The organism is Rhizobium sp. PP-F2F-G48 (assembly GCF_004342335.1).
Classification (GTDB): Bacteria; Pseudomonadota; Alphaproteobacteria; order Rhizobiales; family Rhizobiaceae; genus Ferranicluibacter.
This window is the reverse complement of the sequence record NZ_SLVH01000007.1, coordinates 44,059-64,197: the sequence shown is the minus strand read 5'-3', so window position 1 is coordinate 64,197 and position 20,139 is coordinate 44,059. Positions and strand designations below refer to the sequence as shown.

Annotated in this window: 17 protein-coding genes; 13 read left to right on the top strand and 4 right to left on the bottom strand. The window is 64.7% G+C overall.

Features of this window, described 5'->3' with window-relative positions:
- The first annotated feature begins 23 nt into the window (after positions 1-23).
- Together C8J36_RS16295 and bluB are read left to right on the top strand one after the other, a co-directional pair.
- Positions 24-767 carry a membrane-anchored protein gene (locus C8J36_RS16295; protein ID WP_132536424.1) on the top strand — a complete coding sequence of 248 codons (744 nt, stop codon included), beginning with the start codon at positions 24-26 and terminating at the stop codon, positions 765-767.
- A gap of 190 nt (positions 768-957) precedes the next feature.
- The gene (gene bluB / locus C8J36_RS16290) at positions 958-1,599 is read left to right on the top strand and encodes a 5,6-dimethylbenzimidazole synthase (RefSeq protein WP_132536422.1); all 642 of its coding nucleotides are present in this window, start codon (positions 958-960) and stop codon (positions 1,597-1,599) included.
- Positions 1,600-1,699: 100 nt separating this feature from the next.
- Here the strand turns inward: bluB and C8J36_RS16285 are convergent, their stop codons facing one another.
- Entirely contained in the window at positions 1,700-3,772 is a 2,073-nt protein-coding gene (locus C8J36_RS16285; protein WP_245506602.1) for a methyl-accepting chemotaxis protein, read from the bottom strand.
- Between the two features lie 214 nt (positions 3,773-3,986).
- The gene (locus C8J36_RS16280) at positions 3,987-5,069 is read right to left on the bottom strand and encodes an NAD(P)/FAD-dependent oxidoreductase (protein ID WP_132536418.1); all 1,083 of its coding nucleotides are present in this window, start codon (positions 5,067-5,069) and stop codon (positions 3,987-3,989) included.
- 148 nt (positions 5,070-5,217) lie between these two features.
- Here C8J36_RS16280 and C8J36_RS16275 point away from each other — a divergent pair, with 148 nt between their 5' ends.
- From C8J36_RS16275 to C8J36_RS16265, 3 genes are all read left to right on the top strand, one after another.
- Complete coding sequence (locus C8J36_RS16275; RefSeq protein WP_062596082.1) at positions 5,218-6,258, top strand: phosphatidylglycerol lysyltransferase domain-containing protein; 1,041 nt, start codon at positions 5,218-5,220, stop codon at positions 6,256-6,258.
- Between the two features lie 187 nt (positions 6,259-6,445).
- Positions 6,446-8,188, top strand: coding sequence for a ubiquinone-dependent pyruvate dehydrogenase (gene poxB / locus C8J36_RS16270; RefSeq protein ID WP_132536416.1), 1,743 nt, complete (start codon positions 6,446-6,448; stop codon positions 8,186-8,188).
- 94 nt (positions 8,189-8,282) lie between these two features.
- Positions 8,283-9,275, top strand: coding sequence for an Ldh family oxidoreductase (locus C8J36_RS16265; protein WP_132536414.1), 993 nt, complete (start codon positions 8,283-8,285; stop codon positions 9,273-9,275).
- Positions 9,276-9,307: 32 nt separating this feature from the next.
- On the opposite strand, the gene C8J36_RS16260 is transcribed toward C8J36_RS16265, so the two are convergent.
- Positions 9,308-9,550, bottom strand: coding sequence for a hypothetical protein (locus C8J36_RS16260; protein ID WP_132536412.1), 243 nt, complete (start codon positions 9,548-9,550; stop codon positions 9,308-9,310).
- A 253-nt stretch (positions 9,551-9,803) separates the two neighbouring features.
- Between C8J36_RS16260 and C8J36_RS16255 the strand changes: the two genes are divergently transcribed.
- A complete protein-coding gene (locus tag C8J36_RS16255; RefSeq protein WP_082477316.1) occupies positions 9,804-10,394 on the top strand; it encodes a DUF4360 domain-containing protein in 591 nt (196 codons plus the stop codon).
- 87 nt (positions 10,395-10,481) lie between these two features.
- Positions 10,482-11,879 carry a DUF4360 domain-containing protein gene (locus tag C8J36_RS16250; protein WP_132536410.1) on the top strand — a complete coding sequence of 466 codons (1,398 nt, stop codon included), beginning with the start codon at positions 10,482-10,484 and terminating at the stop codon, positions 11,877-11,879.
- A gap of 38 nt (positions 11,880-11,917) precedes the next feature.
- Here C8J36_RS16250 and C8J36_RS16245 read toward each other — a convergent pair whose 3' ends face one another.
- Entirely contained in the window at positions 11,918-13,909 is a 1,992-nt protein-coding gene (locus C8J36_RS16245; protein WP_132536408.1) for a BCCT family transporter, read from the bottom strand.
- A 145-nt stretch (positions 13,910-14,054) separates the two neighbouring features.
- On the opposite strand from C8J36_RS16245, the gene C8J36_RS16240 reads away from it, so the two are divergent.
- The 6 genes from C8J36_RS16240 (at position 14,055) to C8J36_RS16215 (ending at position 20,138) form a co-directional block, all read left to right on the top strand.
- Positions 14,055-15,014, top strand: a complete 960-nt coding sequence (locus C8J36_RS16240; RefSeq protein WP_132536406.1) for a bile acid:sodium symporter family protein — start codon at positions 14,055-14,057, stop codon at positions 15,012-15,014.
- Between the two features lie 242 nt (positions 15,015-15,256).
- Positions 15,257-16,048, top strand: a complete 792-nt coding sequence (locus C8J36_RS16235) for an ABC transporter ATP-binding protein (protein ID WP_245506590.1) — start codon at positions 15,257-15,259, stop codon at positions 16,046-16,048.
- Positions 16,045-16,785, top strand: coding sequence for an ABC transporter ATP-binding protein (locus tag C8J36_RS16230; RefSeq protein ID WP_132536404.1), 741 nt, complete (start codon positions 16,045-16,047; stop codon positions 16,783-16,785). The genes C8J36_RS16235 and C8J36_RS16230 overlap by 4 nt, the downstream gene beginning before the upstream one ends.
- The gene (locus tag C8J36_RS16225; protein ID WP_132536402.1) at positions 16,782-17,693 is read left to right on the top strand and encodes a branched-chain amino acid ABC transporter permease; all 912 of its coding nucleotides are present in this window, start codon (positions 16,782-16,784) and stop codon (positions 17,691-17,693) included. Before C8J36_RS16230 ends, C8J36_RS16225 begins: the two co-directional genes overlap by 4 nt.
- Complete coding sequence (locus tag C8J36_RS16220) at positions 17,690-18,679, top strand: branched-chain amino acid ABC transporter permease (RefSeq protein ID WP_062596071.1); 990 nt, start codon at positions 17,690-17,692, stop codon at positions 18,677-18,679. Before C8J36_RS16225 ends, C8J36_RS16220 begins: the two co-directional genes overlap by 4 nt.
- Positions 18,663-20,138 (top strand): aldo/keto reductase, encoded by a 1,476-nt coding sequence (locus C8J36_RS16215; protein WP_132536400.1) that lies wholly within the window; start codon positions 18,663-18,665, stop codon positions 20,136-20,138. Before C8J36_RS16220 ends, C8J36_RS16215 begins: the two co-directional genes overlap by 17 nt.
- Position 20,139 lies beyond the last annotated feature (1 nt).

Genomic DNA, 20,139 nt, shown 5'->3' with positions numbered 1-20,139 from the left:
GCAAGCAGCATGAAGGTGCTTCGATGACGACCGTCAAGAAATGGCTCACGCAGACCCGCCAGCGCCTCCACAGGTCGCTGAAATATCGGCTGAACCGCCCTCTCCCGCCAGCCTCCAGCCATGTCTTCAGGGGGCCCGTGGTCGTGGTCGGCTCCGCCCCGGTGATCCACAAGCCGGAAGGCTGGGACGCGGATTTCAGCGTCATGACGATCAATGGTTCGCAGTCCGCCATACGCGGCTGGGGGATCGACGTGCCCGACATCAGCTTCATGATGTTCAATCAGGTCGAGGGTACCTCCGCAAATGCGGTGGAGGTCCGCCGCGTTCTCTCCGATCAGCGGACGCGCAGCCTCTATGTCCTGCTCTGGCGCAAAAACCAGCGCCAGAGGCTGGCGGATGGACTGAAGGCCTTCGGTTACAGTTATGACAATCTTACAATCATCGACCGCTATGAGCGAATGTCGCTGTTCGAAGAAATAACAGGCCGCAAGAATACCGAGGTGCGCACCGAGGACAAATGCTCGAACGGCCTGAATGCCGTTCTCTTCGCTCTCTATCACGGCGCGCCGCAGGTCATCATCACGGGCATCAATCCCAATTCGACCGGACATTCCTACAACCAGACGGGTCTCGCTCGGGCTCATGTGCAGATGGACAAGACCATCATCGAGCAGCTTCTGGCAGAAGGACGGCCCTTATACACCGCCGATCCGCAGGTCTCTCGCGATCTGAACATTCCCTTGTGGACGGGCCGGCCGAAGGCGTAATCGACGCCTCGACTTGCGGTTCAGAAGATAAATCGTCCCGTATCGCCAAGCCAAGGCCCGAACCGCATCCGTTCATGAGACAATCCTTACGAGATCGCGGCCGTCATCTGGCGCGCACCGGTCTTCTCCTGCTAAGCAACCGCCTGTCCGTCGCGAAACCATAAGCGGCTGGAGCCGAGGGATGTGGGAGATGCTGCAGCGAAAGACATTCGACGCCGGTTTCCGGGCAGAACTGGCGCAGCTCCTGACATGGCGTCGCGATGTCCGGCTTTTTCGCACCGATCCGCTTCCTGGTGGGACGGTGGAGCGCCTGGTTCAGGCGGCCTGCCTCGCCCCATCGGTCGGCCTCAGCCAGCCGTGGCGGTTCGTGCTCGTGGACGAGACCACACGCCGCGCGGCCTTACGGCGCGTATTCGAGACATGCAACGCCGCGGCTCTTGCGGGATATTCGGGTGACAAGGCAGAGCGCTATGCGCGGCTGAAACTCGCAGGGCTCGAGACGGCACCTTCCCAGTTTGCCGTCTTCTGCGACCGCTCCGTGGCACAGGGACACGGGCTCGGTCGCAAGACGATGCCGGAAACGCTCGATTACTCGGTGGTGCTTGCGATCCACACGCTGTGGCTTGCCGCCCGCGCGGAAGGGCTCGGGCTTGGCTGGTTGTCGATCCTCGACCCCTCAGAGATCGTCTCGGCCCTCGACACTCCCGACAGCTGGCATTTCATCGGCTATTTCTGCCTCGGCTATCCTGCAGCAGACGACGACACGCCTGCACTGGAGCGCGCGGGCTGGGAGCAGCGTTGCGATCCCGAAAGCGTGATCCTGCGGCGCTAGAGCCTGTGGTCTCGGAAAAGCAAGATCCGGGCGCGCTGAGGCCCACAGTCCGTTTGCAACGCCCACGCGTCCGAAGTTGGGCGTTGCAAGGATCGGGTGATCAGGCTGCCCGCCGCGCAGCCGCCGGGTATCGCGCCGCGCCGTCGTCATCGAGCTTGAACTGCTCGAGCAAGGCGTTGAGCGCTGCGGCTTCGCCTGCGAGCCCGTGGCTTGCCGCCGTCTGCTCCTCCACCATGGCCGCGTTCTGCTGCGTGCCCTGGTCCATCGTGTTGACGGCCGTATTGATCTCCTGGAGCCCGGTCGATTGCTCGCGGCTCGCGGTGACGATCGCTGCGATATGCGCGTTGATCTCCTGCACCTGGCCCGCAATGGCCTGAAGCGACTGGCCGGTCTCGCCGACGAGCGACACGCCGGCGCGCACCTGACCGCTGGACGTGTTGATCAGCGCCTTGATCTCCTTGGCAGCCTTCGCGGAACGCTGTGCGAGTTCGCGAACCTCCTGCGCGACGACGGCAAAGCCCTTGCCCGCCTCGCCGGCACGCGCCGCCTCGACGCCCGCGTTCAGCGCCAGAAGGTTCGTCTGGAAGGCGATGTCGTCGATAACGCCGATGATGTTGCCGATTTCGTTGGACGAGGTCTCGATGCCCTGCATCGCGCTGACCGCCTTGCCGACGATTTCGCCGGAGGTCTCGGCCCCGGCACGGGCGCGGGCGACGAGCTGGCCGACCTCTTCGGCACGGCGCGCGCTGTCGCGCACGGTGGTGGTGATCTCCTCCAGTGCGGCTGCGGTTTCCTCGACGGAGGCCGCCTGCTGCTCGGTGCGGCGGGCCAGATCGTCTGCGGCGTGGCGGATCTCGCTCGCACCGGCATCGATAGCACGCGCATTGCTGCCGACGGCCCGCATCGCGTCGTGCAGCTTCGAAACGGCGTGGTTGAAGTCGGCGCGGAGCCGGTCGAGATGGAGGACGAAAGGCGTCGCGATGCGATAGCCGAGATCTCCGTCCGCAAGCCGGCCGAGCCCCGTCGCCAGTGCCTCGACGGCATGCTGGACGTCAGCGGTCTCCTGCGCCTTCGCGGCCTCCCGCGCGCGCTGTTCGCGCTCCGACAGCGACCGGCCGCTTTCGGCTTCGCTCTCCAGGCGTGTCCGGTCTATGGCATTGGTGCGGAACACGGCAACGGCTGCGGCCATGGAGCCGATCTGGTCGCGGCGCTCTTGGCCCGGAATCTCCGTCTGCAGGTCGCCCGACGCCAGCTTTTCCATGGCACGGGTCATATCGGTGACCGGACGGATGACGAGGCGGCTGAGAAGGCTCGCGAGAAAGACGATCATCGCGCCGACGGCGAGAAGTGTCGCGATGGTTGCGGCAATCCGGAACTGGCCGATGGCGGAATAGACCTGATCCTCATCGACGGCGAAGCCCACATACCATTCGACGGTGGGAAGGCCCGCAACCGGCACGAAGCTGACAAGCATCGGCTTGCCGTTTGCTTCCGTCTCCATGATGCCGCTGCCGATCGCCGGCGTCGATGCCGGGAAGGCATCGGCAAGCGTCTTCGTCACGAGCTTGGCATCGGGATGCACGAGAATCTGGCCGGACTTGTTGACCAGGAAGGCGAAGCCACCGGTTCCCGCATCGATCGACCGGATCATCGAGACCAGCGTCTTCAGCGAGAAGTCGCTGCCGGCGACACCGGTCAGGACGCCGTTCCTGATCAGAGGCACGGCTGCGCTGATGATCAGGTCGCCGCTCGACGCGTCGATATAGGGGTCGGTGAGGATGTCGCCCTTCGCCTTCGCCGCATCCTGATACCACGGGCGCTTGCGCGGATCATAGTCGGCCGGCATGTCGGAGGCCGGCGACATGGTGAAGGTGCCGGCCTCGTCGCCGACATAGGTCGTCATGAATTCCTTGACCAGAACATCGTTCTTCAGGACAGCGAGGAGGGCCGCAGGGTCCGCCGCGTTGGCGGCAGCATTGGCGGCCATCGCCGTCAGCGTGACGCGGCCGTTCAGCCAGTTGGCGACGCTCTGCGCGGCTTGCTTTCCGGAAAAGGCGATATTCTCCTCGACCGCACGTGTCGTTGCGCTTCGCTGCAGCGTGTCGATGTAGAACGAGAAACCGGCGAAGGCGGCGGCAACGAGGACGGACGCGGCAAGGAGGATGCGCGTCATCAGATTGGATGTTTTAGGCACGGATGTTCCTCAATGTCGGGCGCTCTGCAGGCAAGGGAGGATGCGGCGGAAGGGAGGCTGCGGGGACATGCCGTTTCCGGCGGGAAAGGGCGCGCATCATGCCGCCGGACACGAAGTCGGTTGATCTTCATGCGCGGACACTACCGTTACGGACTTAAATGGTCGTTAAGTCGATGTTTCCGTTTTCTACGACTTACCTTCCCGAGTGCCCCGAGATCGCCTTTGCGATCAGCGTCGCTTCGCGGCGGGTCTGGTGGAAGAACGAGGTCAGGCTGGGCGTCAATCCCATATGCCAGAGGCCGGTGCCGCCGTCGCTGCGCGCCAGCGCAGACGTGCCGTAGCCCGTCGCGACGATGACGACATCCGGCACCAGCAGGCTCCCGTCTTCCAGGATCACGGCCTTGCGGTCCAGGGAACGGACGCCGCGAACGACGCTGATCTGTTTGCGCCGGATGGCGTCGATCGCTCCATCGTCCACCGGAATGGCGATCTGCTGGTCGACAAGCCGCGTGGCCGCGTCGTGCGGCCCTTTGGGAAAGCCGAGCCGGGAGAGACGCCCGAAGGCGAGGTACTGCGTGGCGGCGATCATGCGATCGACGAGCCGCGTCGGCAAGGCCTGCATCAGAGGAGACAGGCGATGGACCGCGAAGCGGAACAGCCGTTTCGGGAGAATGGACGGGCCGCGCCGCACGGAAAACCACACCGGTCCCGTCTTCACCCGGCTGAGGTGGTTGAGAACGTCGAAGCCGGAATTGCCGCCGCCGACGACGAGGACGGATCGGCCGGCATAGGCCTGCGCATCACCAAAGTCGGCGGCATGTCGGATGTCGCCCTCGTAGCCGTCGAGCCCCGGCCAGGGAGGTAGCTGCCTCTCCGTATCCCGCCCAACCGCCATGATGACATGCCGCGCGTGGAAGTCGCCAGCGCTGGACGCGATCCGGAAGACGCCGGGCGCGTCTCGCGTGATGTCATCAACGGAGACCCCATGGCGGATATCGAAGGCGTGCGTGCGCGCAAAATCCTGGAGATGCCGCACGACCACATCCCGTTTCGGAAAGGCGCCGGTTCCCGCGGGATAGCGGGTGTCGGGAAGCGTCGAGAGGTCGCGATGGGTGTTCAGCGTCAGTTGCGGATGCCGCCGCTGCCAGGAGGCACCGATTTCCGGCTCCCGTTCGAGCAAGATTGCCGAGATCCCGTGCTGTCTCAGAACATAGGCTGCCGTCAATCCGGCCAGACCCGCACCGACGATCATCACCTCGTGGACATTTGTCGACAAAATCAGCTTCTTTCCAACGCTTTCAGCAGTCCGAGGGACTGTGCACGGCGGCGACAAAATGGCAATGTCTGCGGCGGATTGGTAAGCGTCTAATTTCTACTGCGTCGACGTCATCTGGCCCGCCTTCGCCTTTTCCGGAGCCCTGTGAATGTCAAGCCTACGCAAGAGGATGGACGCGATCCTGAACGCGCGCCTTCCCCAGTTGCCCGCTGCCGCGCTCGACGCGCCGGCCCGCCTCGAGCTTCTGCGAAAATACGGCGATTTCTCCGTGGCCTATTCGACTTATGCGCAACCGGACCTGCAGTATTTCGGCGATGCGGAGGGCTATATCGCCTACGCAACCAAGATGGGGCACACCTTCGTGCTCGGCGATCCCGTCGCCGATCCCGCACGCCGGGCGGATTATATCCGGCGTTTCGTCGCCGCCTCGAATGCGCCCTGTTTCGTCCAGACCTCGCGCGAAACCGCCGCCGTTCTGGAAACGCTCGGCTATCGCATCAACCATATGGGCGTCGATACGAAATTGTCGCTCGATACGCATTCGTTCTCCGGCAAGCGGAACGAGACGATCCGCTATTCCGAGCGCTGGCTCCTGAAGAAGAACTACCGGCTGATCGAATGCGACGGCAGCATTGCGGATGCGCAGAAGGTGCGGGATATCTCGTCGAACTGGCGCAGTGGCCGCATCGTCAGCCGCCGCGAGATGCGCTTCCTCAATCGGCCCTTCGGCGTCCAGCTCGCGCCGTTCATGCGCCGCTTTCTCATCATCGACCCCGATGGCCATCCGGTGGCCGTGCTCGATTTCGATCCAATCTTCCGCACCGGCGAGGTGATCGGCTATACCGTCGCGTTCAAGCGCAAACTGGCGGGAACGACGCCGCATGCCGAAATCGGGCTGACGAAATTCGCAACCGATCGCTTTGCCGCGGAGGGTCGGGCGATCGTCACCTTCGGCCTGTCGCCGCTTGCGGCGATCACCGAAAGCGGCTTTCTGGAAAGCCGTATCTGGCGGAGCCTGTTCGAGCGCGCTTTCCACTCGAAGAGGGTCAATGCCCGGATTTTCAACCTGCAGGGACAGGCCGCCTTCAAGCGCCGCTTCCATGGCGAGGAGATCCCCACCTATATCGGCTTCAAGCGCCGCACCCCGCTCGAAATCCTGTCGCTCCTGCGCCTGCTGAAAACGCTGTAGGAGTTCGCCGCGCAGGCCTAAGCCCAGGCCCGCCGCCAGCCGATCACCGTCGTCGGCAGACCGGAAGCTCTCGACTGTCGGGCGCACTGCCATAGATCTGCACGGGCAATCGATCGTCACGGGTGACCCCGCCCGAGGATCCCTCTTGCGATCGACCGTCCATTTCATAGTCCCAGGAGCCTCCGCCATGGCAAAGACCGCAGCCGATCTCGTGACCGAGGTTCTTCATCAGGCGGGCGTCCGTCGCATCTACGGCCTTGTCGGCGATAGCCTGAACGCGATGACGGAGTCGCTTCGCAAGCGTGGCGATATTGATTGGGTGCATGTGCGTCATGAAGAGGTCGCGGCTTTTGCGGCCGGTGCGGAAGCCGCCCTGACAGGGGAGCTGGCCGTCTGTGCGGGTTCCTGCGGTCCGGGAAACATGCATCTCATCAACGGCCTGTTCGATTGCCACAGAAGCCGGGTCCCCGTTCTCGCCATCGCCGCGCAGATTCCCTCGCGGGAAATCGGCCGGAACTACTTTCAGGAAACGAAGCCGGAAGAGCTTTTTCGTGCCTGCTCGGATTACTGCGAGTTGGTTTCACATCCCGAGCAGCTGCCCGGCATCCTCGAAACCGCGATCCGCAGTGCGCTCGGCAACCGCAGCGTCTCGGTCGTCGTCATCCCCGGCGATATCGCCCTTTCGGCGTACGAGGCGCCGATTTCCGCAGCCGCCGGCCTGCGGATCGCCGCACCCGTGGTCACGCCCGGTGCGACCGAGCTTTCGGCACTGGCCGACCTTCTCAACAAGGGCGAGCGCGTCACGCTGTTCTGCGGCCGCGGCTGCGCGGGCGCGCATGATCGGGTCGTCCAGCTTGCCGAGGCCTTGAAGGCGCCGATCGTCCACGCGCTCGGCGGCAAGGAGCATGTCGAATGGGACAACCCCTATGATGTCGGCATGACCGGACTGATCGGCTTCAAGTCCGGCTATCAGGCGCTGATGGAATGCGACACCCTCCTGATGCTCGGCACCGATTTCCCCTATCGCCAGTTCTTCCCGAAGGACGCGACGATCGCGCAGGTGGATCTTCGTCCCGAGAATATCGGCCGGCGCACGCCGCTGGCGCTCGGTGTCGTCGGTGATATCGGTGCGACGATCGAAGGGCTCCTGCCGCGACTGGACCGCAAGGCCGATGACACGTTTTTGACCAGGAGCCTTGCCAACTACAAGAAGGCGCGGAAGGGCCTCGATGCGCTCGCGACGGGAACGCCGGGACGCAAGCCGATCCACCCGCAATATCTCACGAAAGTCATCAGCGACCAGGCGTTGGACGATGCGGTGTTCACCTTCGACGTCGGCACCGTCACGGTCTGGGCCGCGCGTTATCTGAAGATGAACGGCCGCCGGCGAATGCTGAGTTCGCTTGCGCACGGTTCGATGGCCAATGCCATGCCGCAGGCGATCGGCGCGCAGGCGGCCTTTCCGGGGCGGCAGGTCATCAGCCTTTCCGGCGATGGCGGCTTCACCATGCTGATGGGCGATTTTCTCACGCTGGCCCAGCAGAACCTGCCGGTGAAGGTGGTGATCTACAACAATGGTTCGCTCGGCTTCGTGGCGCTGGAGATGAAGGGCGGCGGCTTCCTGGAATTCGGAACCGACCTCAAAAATCCGAACTTTGCCCTGATGGCGCAGGCGATCGGCATCCATGCCATCCGCGTGGAGGATCCGGCTTTGCTGGAGGACGCGGTCGCAGACGTTCTCGCGCATCCCGGCCCGGCCTTGCTCGACGTGGTCACCAATCCGCAGGAACTCTCCATGCCGCCGGTCGTCACGGCCGATGAGGTCAAGGGTTTCGGCCTGTGGGGCATGCAGGCCGTGCTGAACGGGCGCGGCGACGAGATCATCGATCTCCTGAAGGGCGGCAACGTCCTGACGTCGCTCTTCCGCTAAAAACGTTCGATCGTCCGTGCCTTGCCTCGGGAAAAGTGCGTAAAGTCACGCTCGGGCGGCACGGGGTGGAGGAGCGGGAAAACAGGATGAGCCGATGATCTTTTCTCTCAAAGACGCCGAAGACCTCGTCGCATCGACCTTCGTGCACAACGCGGTCGAAGCGTCCGTTGCGGCCTCGGTCGCCCATGCGCTCGTGCAGGCCGAGGCTGCGGGCCAGTCCGGTCACGGTCTGCGGCGGGTTCCGGCCTATACGAAGCAGGTGCGCACCGGCAAGGTGGATGGGCGGGCAAAGCCTTCGGCAAGGCTGCAGAAACCGGGGGTGCTCGCCATCGACGCCATGCACGGTTTCGCCTATCCCGCCCTCGATCTTGCGGTGGAACGCCTGCCGGGCCTCGCACGGACGCAGGGGATCGCAGCCGCGGCCATCACCCGTTCGCATCATGCCGGCGTGATGGCACTGACCGTGGAGCGTTTTGCGGACCAAGGCCTCGTCGCGATGATGTTTGCGAACGCACCGGCCGCCATGGCGCCCTGGGGCGGGCGAAAGCCGGTGTATGGCACGAACCCGATCGCCTTTGCCGTTCCGGTTGCGGGTGCCGATCCTCTCGTCATCGACCTCGCGCTCTCCAAGGTCGCCCGTGGAAAGGTGATGGAGGCAGCGCAGAAAAACGTCACTATCCCCGCAGACTGGGCGTTCGATGTCGAGGGAAACCCGACGACGAACGCGAAGGACGCCCTGAAAGGGACGATGGCGCCGGCCGGCGATGCCAAGGGTGCTGCTCTCGCCCTGATGGTGGAAGTGCTGGCCGCGGGACTCACCGGTGCCAGTTTCTCCTATCAATCAAGCTCGCTGTTCGACGCGGAAGGCCCGCCGCCGGCCCTCGGTCACATGATCATCGCGATCGATCCGGACGCCGCGACGGGGGCCGGCACCTCCGGCAGGCTCGCCGAACTCGCCGAGGAAATCGGGCGCGAGGATGGCGTCCGGCTTCCGGGCCGCCGCGGTCTCGGCCTGCGACGTCAAGCTGCCGACAGCGGCATCGACATTCCCGCCGATGTGCTGGACGCCATCAAGGCGCTGCGCTAACGCCCGATCAGGGAGAGCGACAGTCAGACGCTTCAGCGAACGCAGGGGCCCACGTTCGAGCGGCAGACGCGAGGGCGATACAAGCGCTCGTAACCGCCCTCGCGCGCGCGGATCGCCTGCCGGCGCTGATGATCCCGCAGGACCTCGGCGGAGCTCGCCGGCCTTGCCGAAGCCGTCGGGGCAACCGGAGACGGCGGCGTGCTCGCGCATCCCCAGAGGATGATGCCGATAGCGGCGAGGATCGTCGCGTTCCGGGCGACCGAGCGCATTTTCATCGTCTTTCCTTCTTTCCGAACGGCTTGCGCCGCAACCAATGGATTTCGTCTCGGTTCGTGACGACGGACATGATCCTGCCACCAAATGGCGCGATTTCCGACGCGTTTGCTTAAAACTCTCTTAATCACGTCGCTCTACTTCTAACGCTTCCTGATGTGAATTGCAGCCGAACGGAATGCTCAGCGACGGTTCATGTTGGCACACATATTTTCCTGCCAGGGCTTAAGGCTCACATCAAAACGAGGAAGTTCAATGAAGAGATTTGGTCTCCTGCTGGCGTCGCTGTTCATCTCGTCCGCGGCTTACGCCGACGACATTTCCCTCGGCGTTCCCGGCTATGGCGGCAGCGGTTGCCCGTCGGACAGCGTTTCCGCAACGATCAGCCCCGACGGCAAGGCCCTGAGCCTGCTGTTCGACAACTATATCGTTCAGGCTGGCGGAGACACAGGCAAGAAATTCGACCGCAAGACCTGCAACGTGGCCATCCCGGTTCACGTGCCGCAGGGCCGCAGCGTCTCGGTTCTCGCGATCGACTATCGCGGCTTCAATCAGCTGCCGCGCGGCGCCCGCTCGCAGTTCAACGTCGAATACTTCTTTGCAGGCACCCGCGGACCGGCCTTCGTCAAGACCTTCACCGGCCCGAACGAGAAGGACTACCTGATCTCCAACAAGCTGGTCGCGGACTCGCTCATCTGGTCGGCTTGCGGCGAAGACGTCAACCTGCGCACCAATTCCAGCATCCGCGTCAACACGACCCGTGGTCAGGAAGCCATGGCGACGGTCGACACGCAGGATGTGAAGGCCGCCATCGTCTACCAGCTGCAGTGGAAGACCTGCCGCTAACAACCTCCGGGGCGGTCGGCGCGAACACGCCCTCCGCCCCGTTTCTCGAAGCATCCGCCTTGCCTGCCATCATCGAAAGCTCCGCTCATGCGCAACAGCACGTCGTTCGTCCTCTGTTTCGCAGGCATCGCCGCTGCGCTGTCGGGAAACGCCATGGCGGCCGACGGATGTGCCGACGGCACGTTCTCGAGCGTCACCTCGCCTGACGGCAATGCGACCAGCGTGCTCTTCGACGATTTCTCGGCCACCGCAGGCGGCGGACCCGGCATATCACGTGCGACGAGCACCTGCCAGTTGAGCGTCCCCGTCACCCGGCCCGATGGCTTCAGCGTCTTTGGCGTCGATTATCGCGGCTTCGTCTCGGCGGAAGACGGCCAGGCAGCACAGATCGTCACCCTGCAGGACGGCCGGCAGGTCCTGAAATATCAGGTTACAGGTCCGCTGCAGGACGATGTCGCCACGGGCGGCAAGGTCGGCACATCGGGATCGGACACGCTCGGCCTGACGGTCGTCGTCGAGACGACGGCACCGATCGATCCCTTCGCACCCGACGCGACCCTTCTCGTCGACACCATCGATATCACGCGCCTCGGCTTCACCACGCTGTCATCCGTGACCGGCTCGATGGACCAGCTTGCGCGCCAGAGGCAGGCGATCGCCGCTGACCTCATGGGCACGGCGCAAGGCCTCCTCGGCGAAGGCGAACGCTTCGATGCAGGCAGTTCGATCAGCCTCTTCGGATCGTCCAGCGCGGCGGCGGGGTTCAAGGGCCGGTGGGAAGCCGGCAGCGGCATCAGCCTTCTCGGCGGCGCCGCGATCGTCAACCCTGACGACGATCATGTCTCGGTCGACACGCTGGCGCTGCTCGCCGGCGCTGTCCGCTACATGACGCCGCAGGCGACATGGCGTGGCTTCGGCGAAGTCGGCACCTGGGGCTCGCCCAATGTGAGCGCGACCCTGTCGCGCCGCTACCTCGATACCAGCACTGTCGTTTCCGCCGGTGGCACGGTCGATGGATCGCTTCTCAGCTCCTACGGACGCATCGGTGCGGTGTTTGCGCCCGACCAGGCGAACGAAATCGTGCTCTCGGCGCGCTTCACCAAAGCCTGGCTCGATCTCGACGGGTACAGCGAGACGGCAACGGATCGAAACCTCTTCGCAGCCAAGGTCCACGGGGGCACGTCGAGCGAGAACATCGTCAGCGCCGAAGTCGCCTGGAGCCACCAAACCGAGGGCCGGCTGGACTACACCCTGTCCGGCGCCGTCGGCCGCATCTTCGCCGATGACAAGGCCGTCCGGGCATCGGTCGATTGGGTCGGAGACGTGTCCGGCCGGGCACGCGACCAGACCTTCGCCTCCGCCGGAGGCCGGATCGGCGTCCGCCTCGACGAGGTCTGGCACCTGGACACCTCGGTCGGCGCGACCTTCCGCCAGTATGACGATCCCGAATGGAACGTCGGCGCACAGCTCAAGGCGCAATTTTAGGCGAGAGGCGCGCAGCCCGGAGCGATCGCCGAGAACCGTTAGAGATGCTCCGGCGCGTTCGTCATCAGCACGGTTTCGGTCGAGGCCGTCAGCGCGAGATAGCGCTCGAACTGGGCGAGCACGTCCGTGATGATCTGCTCCTTGTTCATGCCCATGATGTCGTACCCTCGGCTGCCATCCGAAAACGAGGTGCGCGCTTCATGCCGAAGCTCCATCTTCGTCGCGTCGAATGCGGTATAGGCCGGCAGTTTCTGGGCCGCAGGGGCAACAGCATAGACGAAGTCGCGGACGCGCGCGGCCGGAACAGACAGGCTCACCACCACGCCGCCGGTCCCGGCATCCTCCTCGCTCCGCTGCACCGTGGCCTCACGGCCGCCACGCTTGAGTTCCGCCGCGACGGCTGCCAGCGCCGGCTGCACCACGCCGTCGATGAACGTGGAAATGTCGGTCGCGCTCGGCGCATTCAGCGCCAGTGCCAGCCGGCGTTGCCAGGTGATGCCGGCGGCGGGATGCGCGACCAGCGGCCCGGCAAGGGCCGATTGCTGCGCCATGTCGGCCCGCATGCCTTTGAACAGGCCGAACAGCAGCGCCATCATGACGAACACGAAGGGCAAGGCCGATGCGATCGTTGCCGATTGCAGCGCCGTGAGCCCACCCGTCAGCAGCAGGACGATCGCCACGAAACCCTCCAGCGCGCACCAGAAGATGCGTTGCGCCGTTCCGGTATTGGTTTCCCCGCCGGCCGCGATCGTGTCGATGACGAGCGAGCCGGAATCGGCCGATGTGACGAAGAAGATGGCGACCAAAGCCACGGCGAGCGTCGAGGTGATCGCCGGAAACGGCAGATATTGGAAGAACTGGAAGAGCCCGACGGAGATGTCGTCCGAAATGGCCCGCCCGAGCGCACCGGCGGCAATCCCCTGATCGATATCGATCGCCGTATTGCCGAAGACGGTCATCCAGAGAAAGGTGAAGATGCTCGGCACGAAGAGCACCGCGATCACGAACTCGCGCACGGTTCGCCCACGCGAAATACGCGCGATGAACATGCCAACGAAGGGCGACCAGGAAATCCACCAGGCCCAATAGAACAGCGTCCAGGAGTCGATCCACGGGGTCGGCTCGTAGGCATAGATGTTGAAGGTGCGCAGCAGAAACGTGTCGAGATAGAGGCCGATATTCTGCACGAAGTCTCGCATCAGCTGTGCGGTGGGGCCCATGACCAGCACGAAAACCATGAGCGCCACGGCGACGATCAGGTTCAACTCGCTCAAGATGCGCACGCCCTTGTCCAGGCCGCTGACGACGGACAGGGTGGCGACCGCCGAGATGACGACGATCAGAACCGCCTGCACGACCGAGGAGACGGGCACGCCAAGCAGAAAATTCAGCCCGGCATTGATCTGAAGAACGCCGAAGCCGAGGGATGTGGCGATGCCGAAGAGCGTGCCGCAGATGGCGAAGATATCCACCATATGCCCGATCGGGCCGTTGATGCGCTCCTTCAGGAGCGGATAGAGACCCGAGCGAATGGTCAGCGGCAGGTTGTAGCGATAACCGAAATAGGCGAGCGACAGGCCCACCACCGAATAGATCGCCCAGGCGTGGATGCCCCAGTGAAAGAAGGTGACGCTCATGGCTTCCCGCTTGGCGGCAATCGACAGCGGGTCGGCCGTCGGCGGGGCCGCAAAGTGCGTCATCGGCTCGCCGACGGCGAAATACATGAGGCCGATGCCCATGCCGGCGGCAAAGAGCATGGCGATCCAGGAGAGATAGCGAAACTCCGGCTGGCTGTCGTCGGGTCCGAGCTTCAGGTCCCCGTACCGTCCGAAGGCAAGAATGAGGATACCGAACAGGAAGATGCCGACCGCCAGCAGATAGAGCCAGCCGAAGGATGTCAAAATCCAGCTCTGCAGCGCGCCGAAGATCGCCTCGGCTTGTGCGGGGACGATGGCTCCGACCGCCACGAACGTCAGGATGATGGCGACCGATCCGAAGAAGACGGGCGGATTGATGGTGAACTTGAACATCGGCTTCCTTTGGCTGCGTAAGCGGTTCCCTAACAAATCGTTGAACAATATGCAAAAGCGGAAAGCCCTGGATTGCAGAAGCGCTGCCCTTGACAGGCAGATCGCACGGTTTACACCACGACAAAACGGCATCCGGAGTGCGCTTATGAACCGCCTGGCAACCATCTCGACCTTCGTCGGCAAGACATTTGCCGTCTGGGTCATCCTCTTTGCGGTCCTGGGCTTCTTCTTTCCGGATACGTTCAAGCAGATCGGCCCCTGGATCGTTACGCTTCTGTCGATCATCATGTTCGGCATGGGCCTGACCCTGTCGGTCGATGATTTTCGCGAGGTTCTGCGGCGACCGTTCGACGTGACCATCGGCGTCGTCGGCCAATTCTTGATCATGCCGCTGCTGGCCGTCTTCCTGACATGGATCATCCCCATGCCGCCGGAGGTCGCGGCTGGCGTCATCCTCGTCGGCTGCTGCCCCGGCGGCACGTCTTCCAACGTGATGACCTTTCTGTCGAAGGGCGACGTCGCGCTGTCGGTCGCCTGCACATCGGTCACGACGCTCGCCGCGCCCATCATCACCCCGTTCCTGGTCTGGATGTTTGCGAGCCAATTCCTTCCGGTCGATGGCTGGGCGATGTTCCTCAGCATCATCAAGGTCGTTCTGGTTCCGCTGGCGCTCGGGGCGCTGCTGCAAAAGCTGCTCCCCGGCGTCGTCAAGGCAGCCGTGCCCGCCCTGCCGCTCGTGAGCGTCGTCGGCATCGTCCTCATCGTCTCCGCCGTCGTCGGTGGCTCGAAGGCGGCGATCGCGCAGTCCGGCCTGATGATCTTCGCCGTGGTCGTTCTGCACAACGGTCTCGGATACCTCCTCGGCTTCTTCGCGGCGAAGGCATCCGGCCTCTCGCTTGCCAAGCGCAAGGCCATCGCCATCGAAGTTGGCATGCAGAACTCCGGTCTCGGCGCGGCGCTCGCCACGGCCTATTTCTCGCCGCTTGCCGCCGTGCCCAGCGCGATCTTCAGCGTCTGGCACAACATCTCCGGCGCGCTTCTGGCCAACTGGTTTGCAACCCGTGTCGAACCGGCCGACGATCGCAAGGCCGTTCGGCAGGGATAAGGTCCCTTGGGCCCGGCGGTCTCGATGCCTCACCTCGGTGGCGTGACTGTCGAAAGTCTGCAACACCCCGTCACGAAAGCCCCCCTTGGGAAGCCCGGGGGCATGGCGGCCTAGCTGTGCAAATCTTTAAGTGTTATCAGCATGTTGAGGCGAGCTGCCGCGTGGAAACACGATGTCGGTCGCCGGAGACTGCCCGCGCCACATAAGCCACTGATTTTCCTGCAGCCTTTGGGGCACCTCGCTTGCCGATCCAGACCACCGCGACATCCGATACCCTCGTCATCGACGCCCGTGATCTCGTCAAGCGGTTCGAGGGAATGACGGCGGTCGATGGCATGTCGCTGCGTCTCGGGCGTGGCGAGATGGTGGGGCTGATCGGCCCGAACGGAGCAGGCAAAACGACGCTCTTCAATCTCATCGCGGGGACACTGAAGCCGACATCGGGCGAGATCCGGATCGGCGGGCGGGATGCTTCGCAGGATCGGCCGGAGCAGCGGATCGGTCTCGGCATCGGCCGCACCTTTCAGATACCGAGGCCGTTCCTCGAAATGACCGTGCTGGAAAACGTGCTTGCCGGCGCGCAACGTCAGGACGGCGAAAGCCTGTTCGCAAATTTCCTACGCCCGGCCCATGTCCGCCGCCAGGAAAAGACGGCGGTGGAGAAGGCCCGCGCGCTGCTTGCCTTCGTCACCCTGTCGGATCTCGAGCACCAGCCGGCGCGCGTTCTCTCCGGCGGGCAGCGCAAGCTCCTCGAACTGGCACGCATCTTGATGGCCGATCCGAGCGCGATCCTGCTCGACGAGCCAGCGGCAGGGGTCAATCCTGCGCTGCTGGAAACCATCATCGAGCGCGTGATGCAGCTGAATGCCGAGGGCACCTCCATTCTCCTGATCGAGCACAATATGGACATGGTCTCGCGTCTCTGCTCGCGGGTCGTCGCCATGGCGCTCGGCAGGCCGCTCGCGGAGGGCACGCCGGCCGAGGTCGCGCGCAATCCCGCCGTCATCGAGGCCTATCTCGGAGCGATGGCATGAGCGCGGCGCTGGATATCCGTGCGCTCGTCGCCGGCTACGAGCCCGACCTGCCGATCGTTCGCGGCGTGGACCTCGTCGTTCCCCCGGGCGATTTTCTCGTTCTGCTCGGCCCGAACGGCGCGGGGAAATCGACCCTCGTGAAGGCCATCGCCGGCGTCGTTCCGATCCACGCCGGCGCCGTTCTGCTGGGCGGAGAGGACATCACCAGCGTCCCCTCCCATCGCAAGATTGCCCGCGGCCTCGCCTTCGTGCCCCAGACCGAAAACATCTTCGCCACCCTCTCCATTCACGAGAACCTGCAACTCGCTGCAGCGATCCTTCCGAAACCGGATCGCGCGGGCCGGATCGCTGGTCTCTATCGGCGCTTTCCGGATCTCGCGCGCCAGCCTTCGCGGCTGGCCGGCGCGCTCTCCGGCGGACAGCGCCAGATGCTCGCGGTCGCACGCGCCCTCATCGTCGATCCCACGGTTCTGATCCTCGACGAGCCCTCGGCGGGCCTGTCGCCAAAGATCGTCGGGGAAGTCTTTGTCATGCTTCAGGAAATCAATGCGGACGGCGTCACCATTGTGCTGGTCGAGCAGAATGTGAAAGCGGCTCTGGCGATCGCCCGTCGCGCGGTCGTTCTGGTCGAAGGCCGCATCGCGCATGAAGGACAGGCCGACGGCCTGTTTGGCGACCCGCTGCTGGCCCGCCTTTACCTCGGCGGCTCGCATTCCGCGGAGGTCGCCGCATCGTGAACCCGCAATTCCTCATGGATGGGCTCATCGCGGGCGCAATGATCGGCCTCGGCGCCATCGGCGTCACGCTGACCTATTCCATTCTGCGCTTCGCCAATTTCGGCCATGGCGAACTTCTTTCCTGGGGTGCCTATCTCGCGCTTGCGGTCAGCGGCGGCCTCGGCCTGCTGTCGACCTCGCTGACGCGGCCGATCGGTCCCTTCTCCTTCGGCTGGTCGCTCCCCCTCGCCGCCCTCCTCGCCATTCTCCTCACCGGCGTTCTGGCGCTTGCGGTGGATGCCGTTCTCTTCGGGCGTCTGCGCGCGCGCGGCAGTGCCGTCATCATTCTGGTCATGGCGAGTTTCGGCGCGTCGCTGGCGCTGCGCAGCCTGCTCGAATTCCTGTTCACCTCGAAGCCCGCCTATTTCACCAAGGCGCTGCAGATCGCCATGCCGCTCGGCGGCGGCATGCGGGCAACGCCGGATCAGTTGCTGTCGCTCGGCGTCTCCCTCCTCGCCGTCCTCGCCGTGCACCTCCTGATGACGCGCACGGATGTCGGCCGCTCCATGCGGGCGGTCAGCGAGAACCCCGCACTGGCGGGAATTGCGGGCGTCGATGTGCGTCGCGTCATCCGCGTGGTCTGGATGCTGGGCGCCGGTCTCGCCTGCCTTGCCGGCATCATGACCGGATTGCTGGTGCAGGTCCGTCCCTATCTCGGCCACGACCTTCTGCTGCCGCTGTTTGCCGCCGCCATCCTCGGCGGGATCGGCAGCGTCCCCGGCGCCATGCTCGCCGGCCTCATCGTCGGCCTGTCGGAGGCGGCAGCCGTGCAGCTCGTCGGGGCGGAATGGCGGGCGGCGGTCTCCTTCCTCATCCTGGTCGCGGTGCTTCTGTTTCGGCCGCGCGGTCTCTTCGGGAGATCCGCATGAGCCTCGATCTCATCGCTTATGCCGCCTTCTTCCTCACGATGGCGCTGACCTATGCCGTCATGTGTCTCGGGCTCAACCTGCAATGGGGGCAGACGGGGCTGTTCAATGTCGGGATCGCGGCGTTCGTGGCAATCGGCGCCTATGTCTCGGCGCTGCTGACCACACCGCCGACGCCCGACAGGTTCGGCGGTTTCGACATGCCCATTCTGATCGGCTGGCTGGGGGGAGCCGCGGCCGCCGGTCTCGCCGCCTGGCTCGTCGGCGCGCTGACCATCCGGCTCCGATCGGATTATCTGGCGATCGCGACCTTCGGCGTGGCGGTCTGCGTGCAGCTCTGCGTTCTGAACCTGCAGGGCCTGACCGGCGGCGCCTTCGGCATCGGCTTCATCCCCCGCCCCTTCTCGCATCTGGCCGGCGACGCTCTCGCCTTCGGGCTTGCCAATCTCGCCCTGATGGCCGGTCTCGTGGCCGGTCTCTATCTCGCGCTGGAGCATCTGGCAAAAAGCCCGTGGGGCCGCGTGCTGCGGGCGATCCGCGAGGATGAAACGGCAGCGCAGGCGCTCGGAAAACGGCCGATCCGCTTTCGTCTGCAGGCCTTCACCATCGGCGGTGCCATCATGGGTCTGGCCGGGGCGGCGCAAGGTCATTTCATCGGCTTCATCGCGCCGGACAATTATCTCCCGATCCTGACCTTTCAGGTCTGGGCCATGCTCATCGTCGGCGGCTCCGGCAACAATCGCGGCGCCATTCTCGGCGCGATCCTCGTCTGGGGGCTCTGGGCGCTCTCGGCGGCGGCCGTTTCCGCTTTCGTACCGCCGGAGCAGCAGGCCCGCGCCGCAGCGCTTCAGATCGTCGCGATCGGCGTCGGCCTCTGCGCCATCCTTCTTCTTCGGCCCCGCGGCATCGTGGGCGAGCGCAGCGCGCTCGGCCCCCGCGGAAAACACGGGCGCAAGCCCGGGAGACCTCCTGATGACCGAGCGCCCTGACCGCATTCGCCTGACCCCCGAGCTGGAGATCAGCCGCCTCGTCTGCGGCCTCTGGCAGGTCGCCGATATCGAGAAGAACGGCGCCACGATCGACCCGGACAAGGGTGCCGACGCGCTGGACGCCTATGCCCGGGACGGCTTCGACACCTTCGATATGGCCGACCATTACGGCTCTGCCGAGCTTATCACCGGGCGCTTGCTGTCACGATATCCGCGTGACGCGCGCCCTGTCGCCTTCACGAAATGGTGTCCCGAACCGGGTCAGATGACGCGGGACGTCGTTCGACGCGGCATTGAGGAACGGCTGACGCGGCTCGGGCTGGAGCGGGTCGATCTTCTGCAGTTCCACTGGTGGACCTTCGAGCATCCGGCCTGGCTGGATGCCTTGCATGAAATGCAGCGGCTGAAGGAAGAAGGCCTGATCGGTGCTCTGGGCCTGACGAATTTCGACGCCGGGCATCTGGCGCTGGCGCTTGCCGATGGCATCGAGATTGCCACCAACCAGGTCTCGTTCTCGCTCATCGATCGGCGCGCCGCCGGGGCACTCTCGGATCTCTGCGCACGGCGCGGCGTCAAGCTGCTTGCCTATGGCACGCTTTGCGGCGGGTTTCTTTCCGAGACGTGGCTGGGGAAGCCCGAGCCGATTGCGATCCCCGACTGGAGCCGCTCGAAATACAAGCGCTTCATCGACGCCGCCGGTGGCTGGGAAGCCTTTCAGGGTATCCTCGCCGCCGCATCGCGCATCTCGAAGCGCCACGGTGTGTCGCTCTCGAATGTCGCCAGCCGCTGGGTCCTCGAACACCCGGCCGTCGCCGCCACCATCATCGGCGCGCGCCTCGGGGAGAACGAGCACAGGGACGACAATCTCAACGTCTTCCGCTTTTCGCTCGATGCCGAAGATCATGCGGCGCTCGATGCGGCCTTCGCCGGCACTCAAGCCATTCCGGGCGATTGCGGCGACGAATACCGCAAGCCACCCTTTCTCACCGCGTCCGGCGATCTCAGCCATCACCTGAGCGCCATCCCCTCGATCTACACCGCCGAGCCGGTGCCGGGCCGGCCGGGGCGAAGCCGCGTCTCCTCCGGCAGCGTCTGGGAGCCGATCGCCGGCTATAGCCGCGCTGTTCGCGTGGGAGACCGCATCCATGTCTCCGGTACAACGGCGACGCATGCCGCCGACCGCTGCGTCGCGCCGGGCGATGCCGGCGCGCAGGCCACCTATATTCTCGACAAGATCGCCGCCTCGATCACCGCCCTCGGCGGATCGATGGACGATGTCGTGCGGACGCGCGTCTATCTGCGCGACGCCGGCCAGTGGGAGCCGGTTTCGCGCGCCCATGGCCGGGTGTTCGGCACAAGTCTGCCCGCCAACACCATGGTGCAGGCGGGCGACCTGATCGGCGACTACGCGGTCGAGATCGAGGCGGAGGCCATCTGCGACGGCTCGTCTGCCGTGTAAA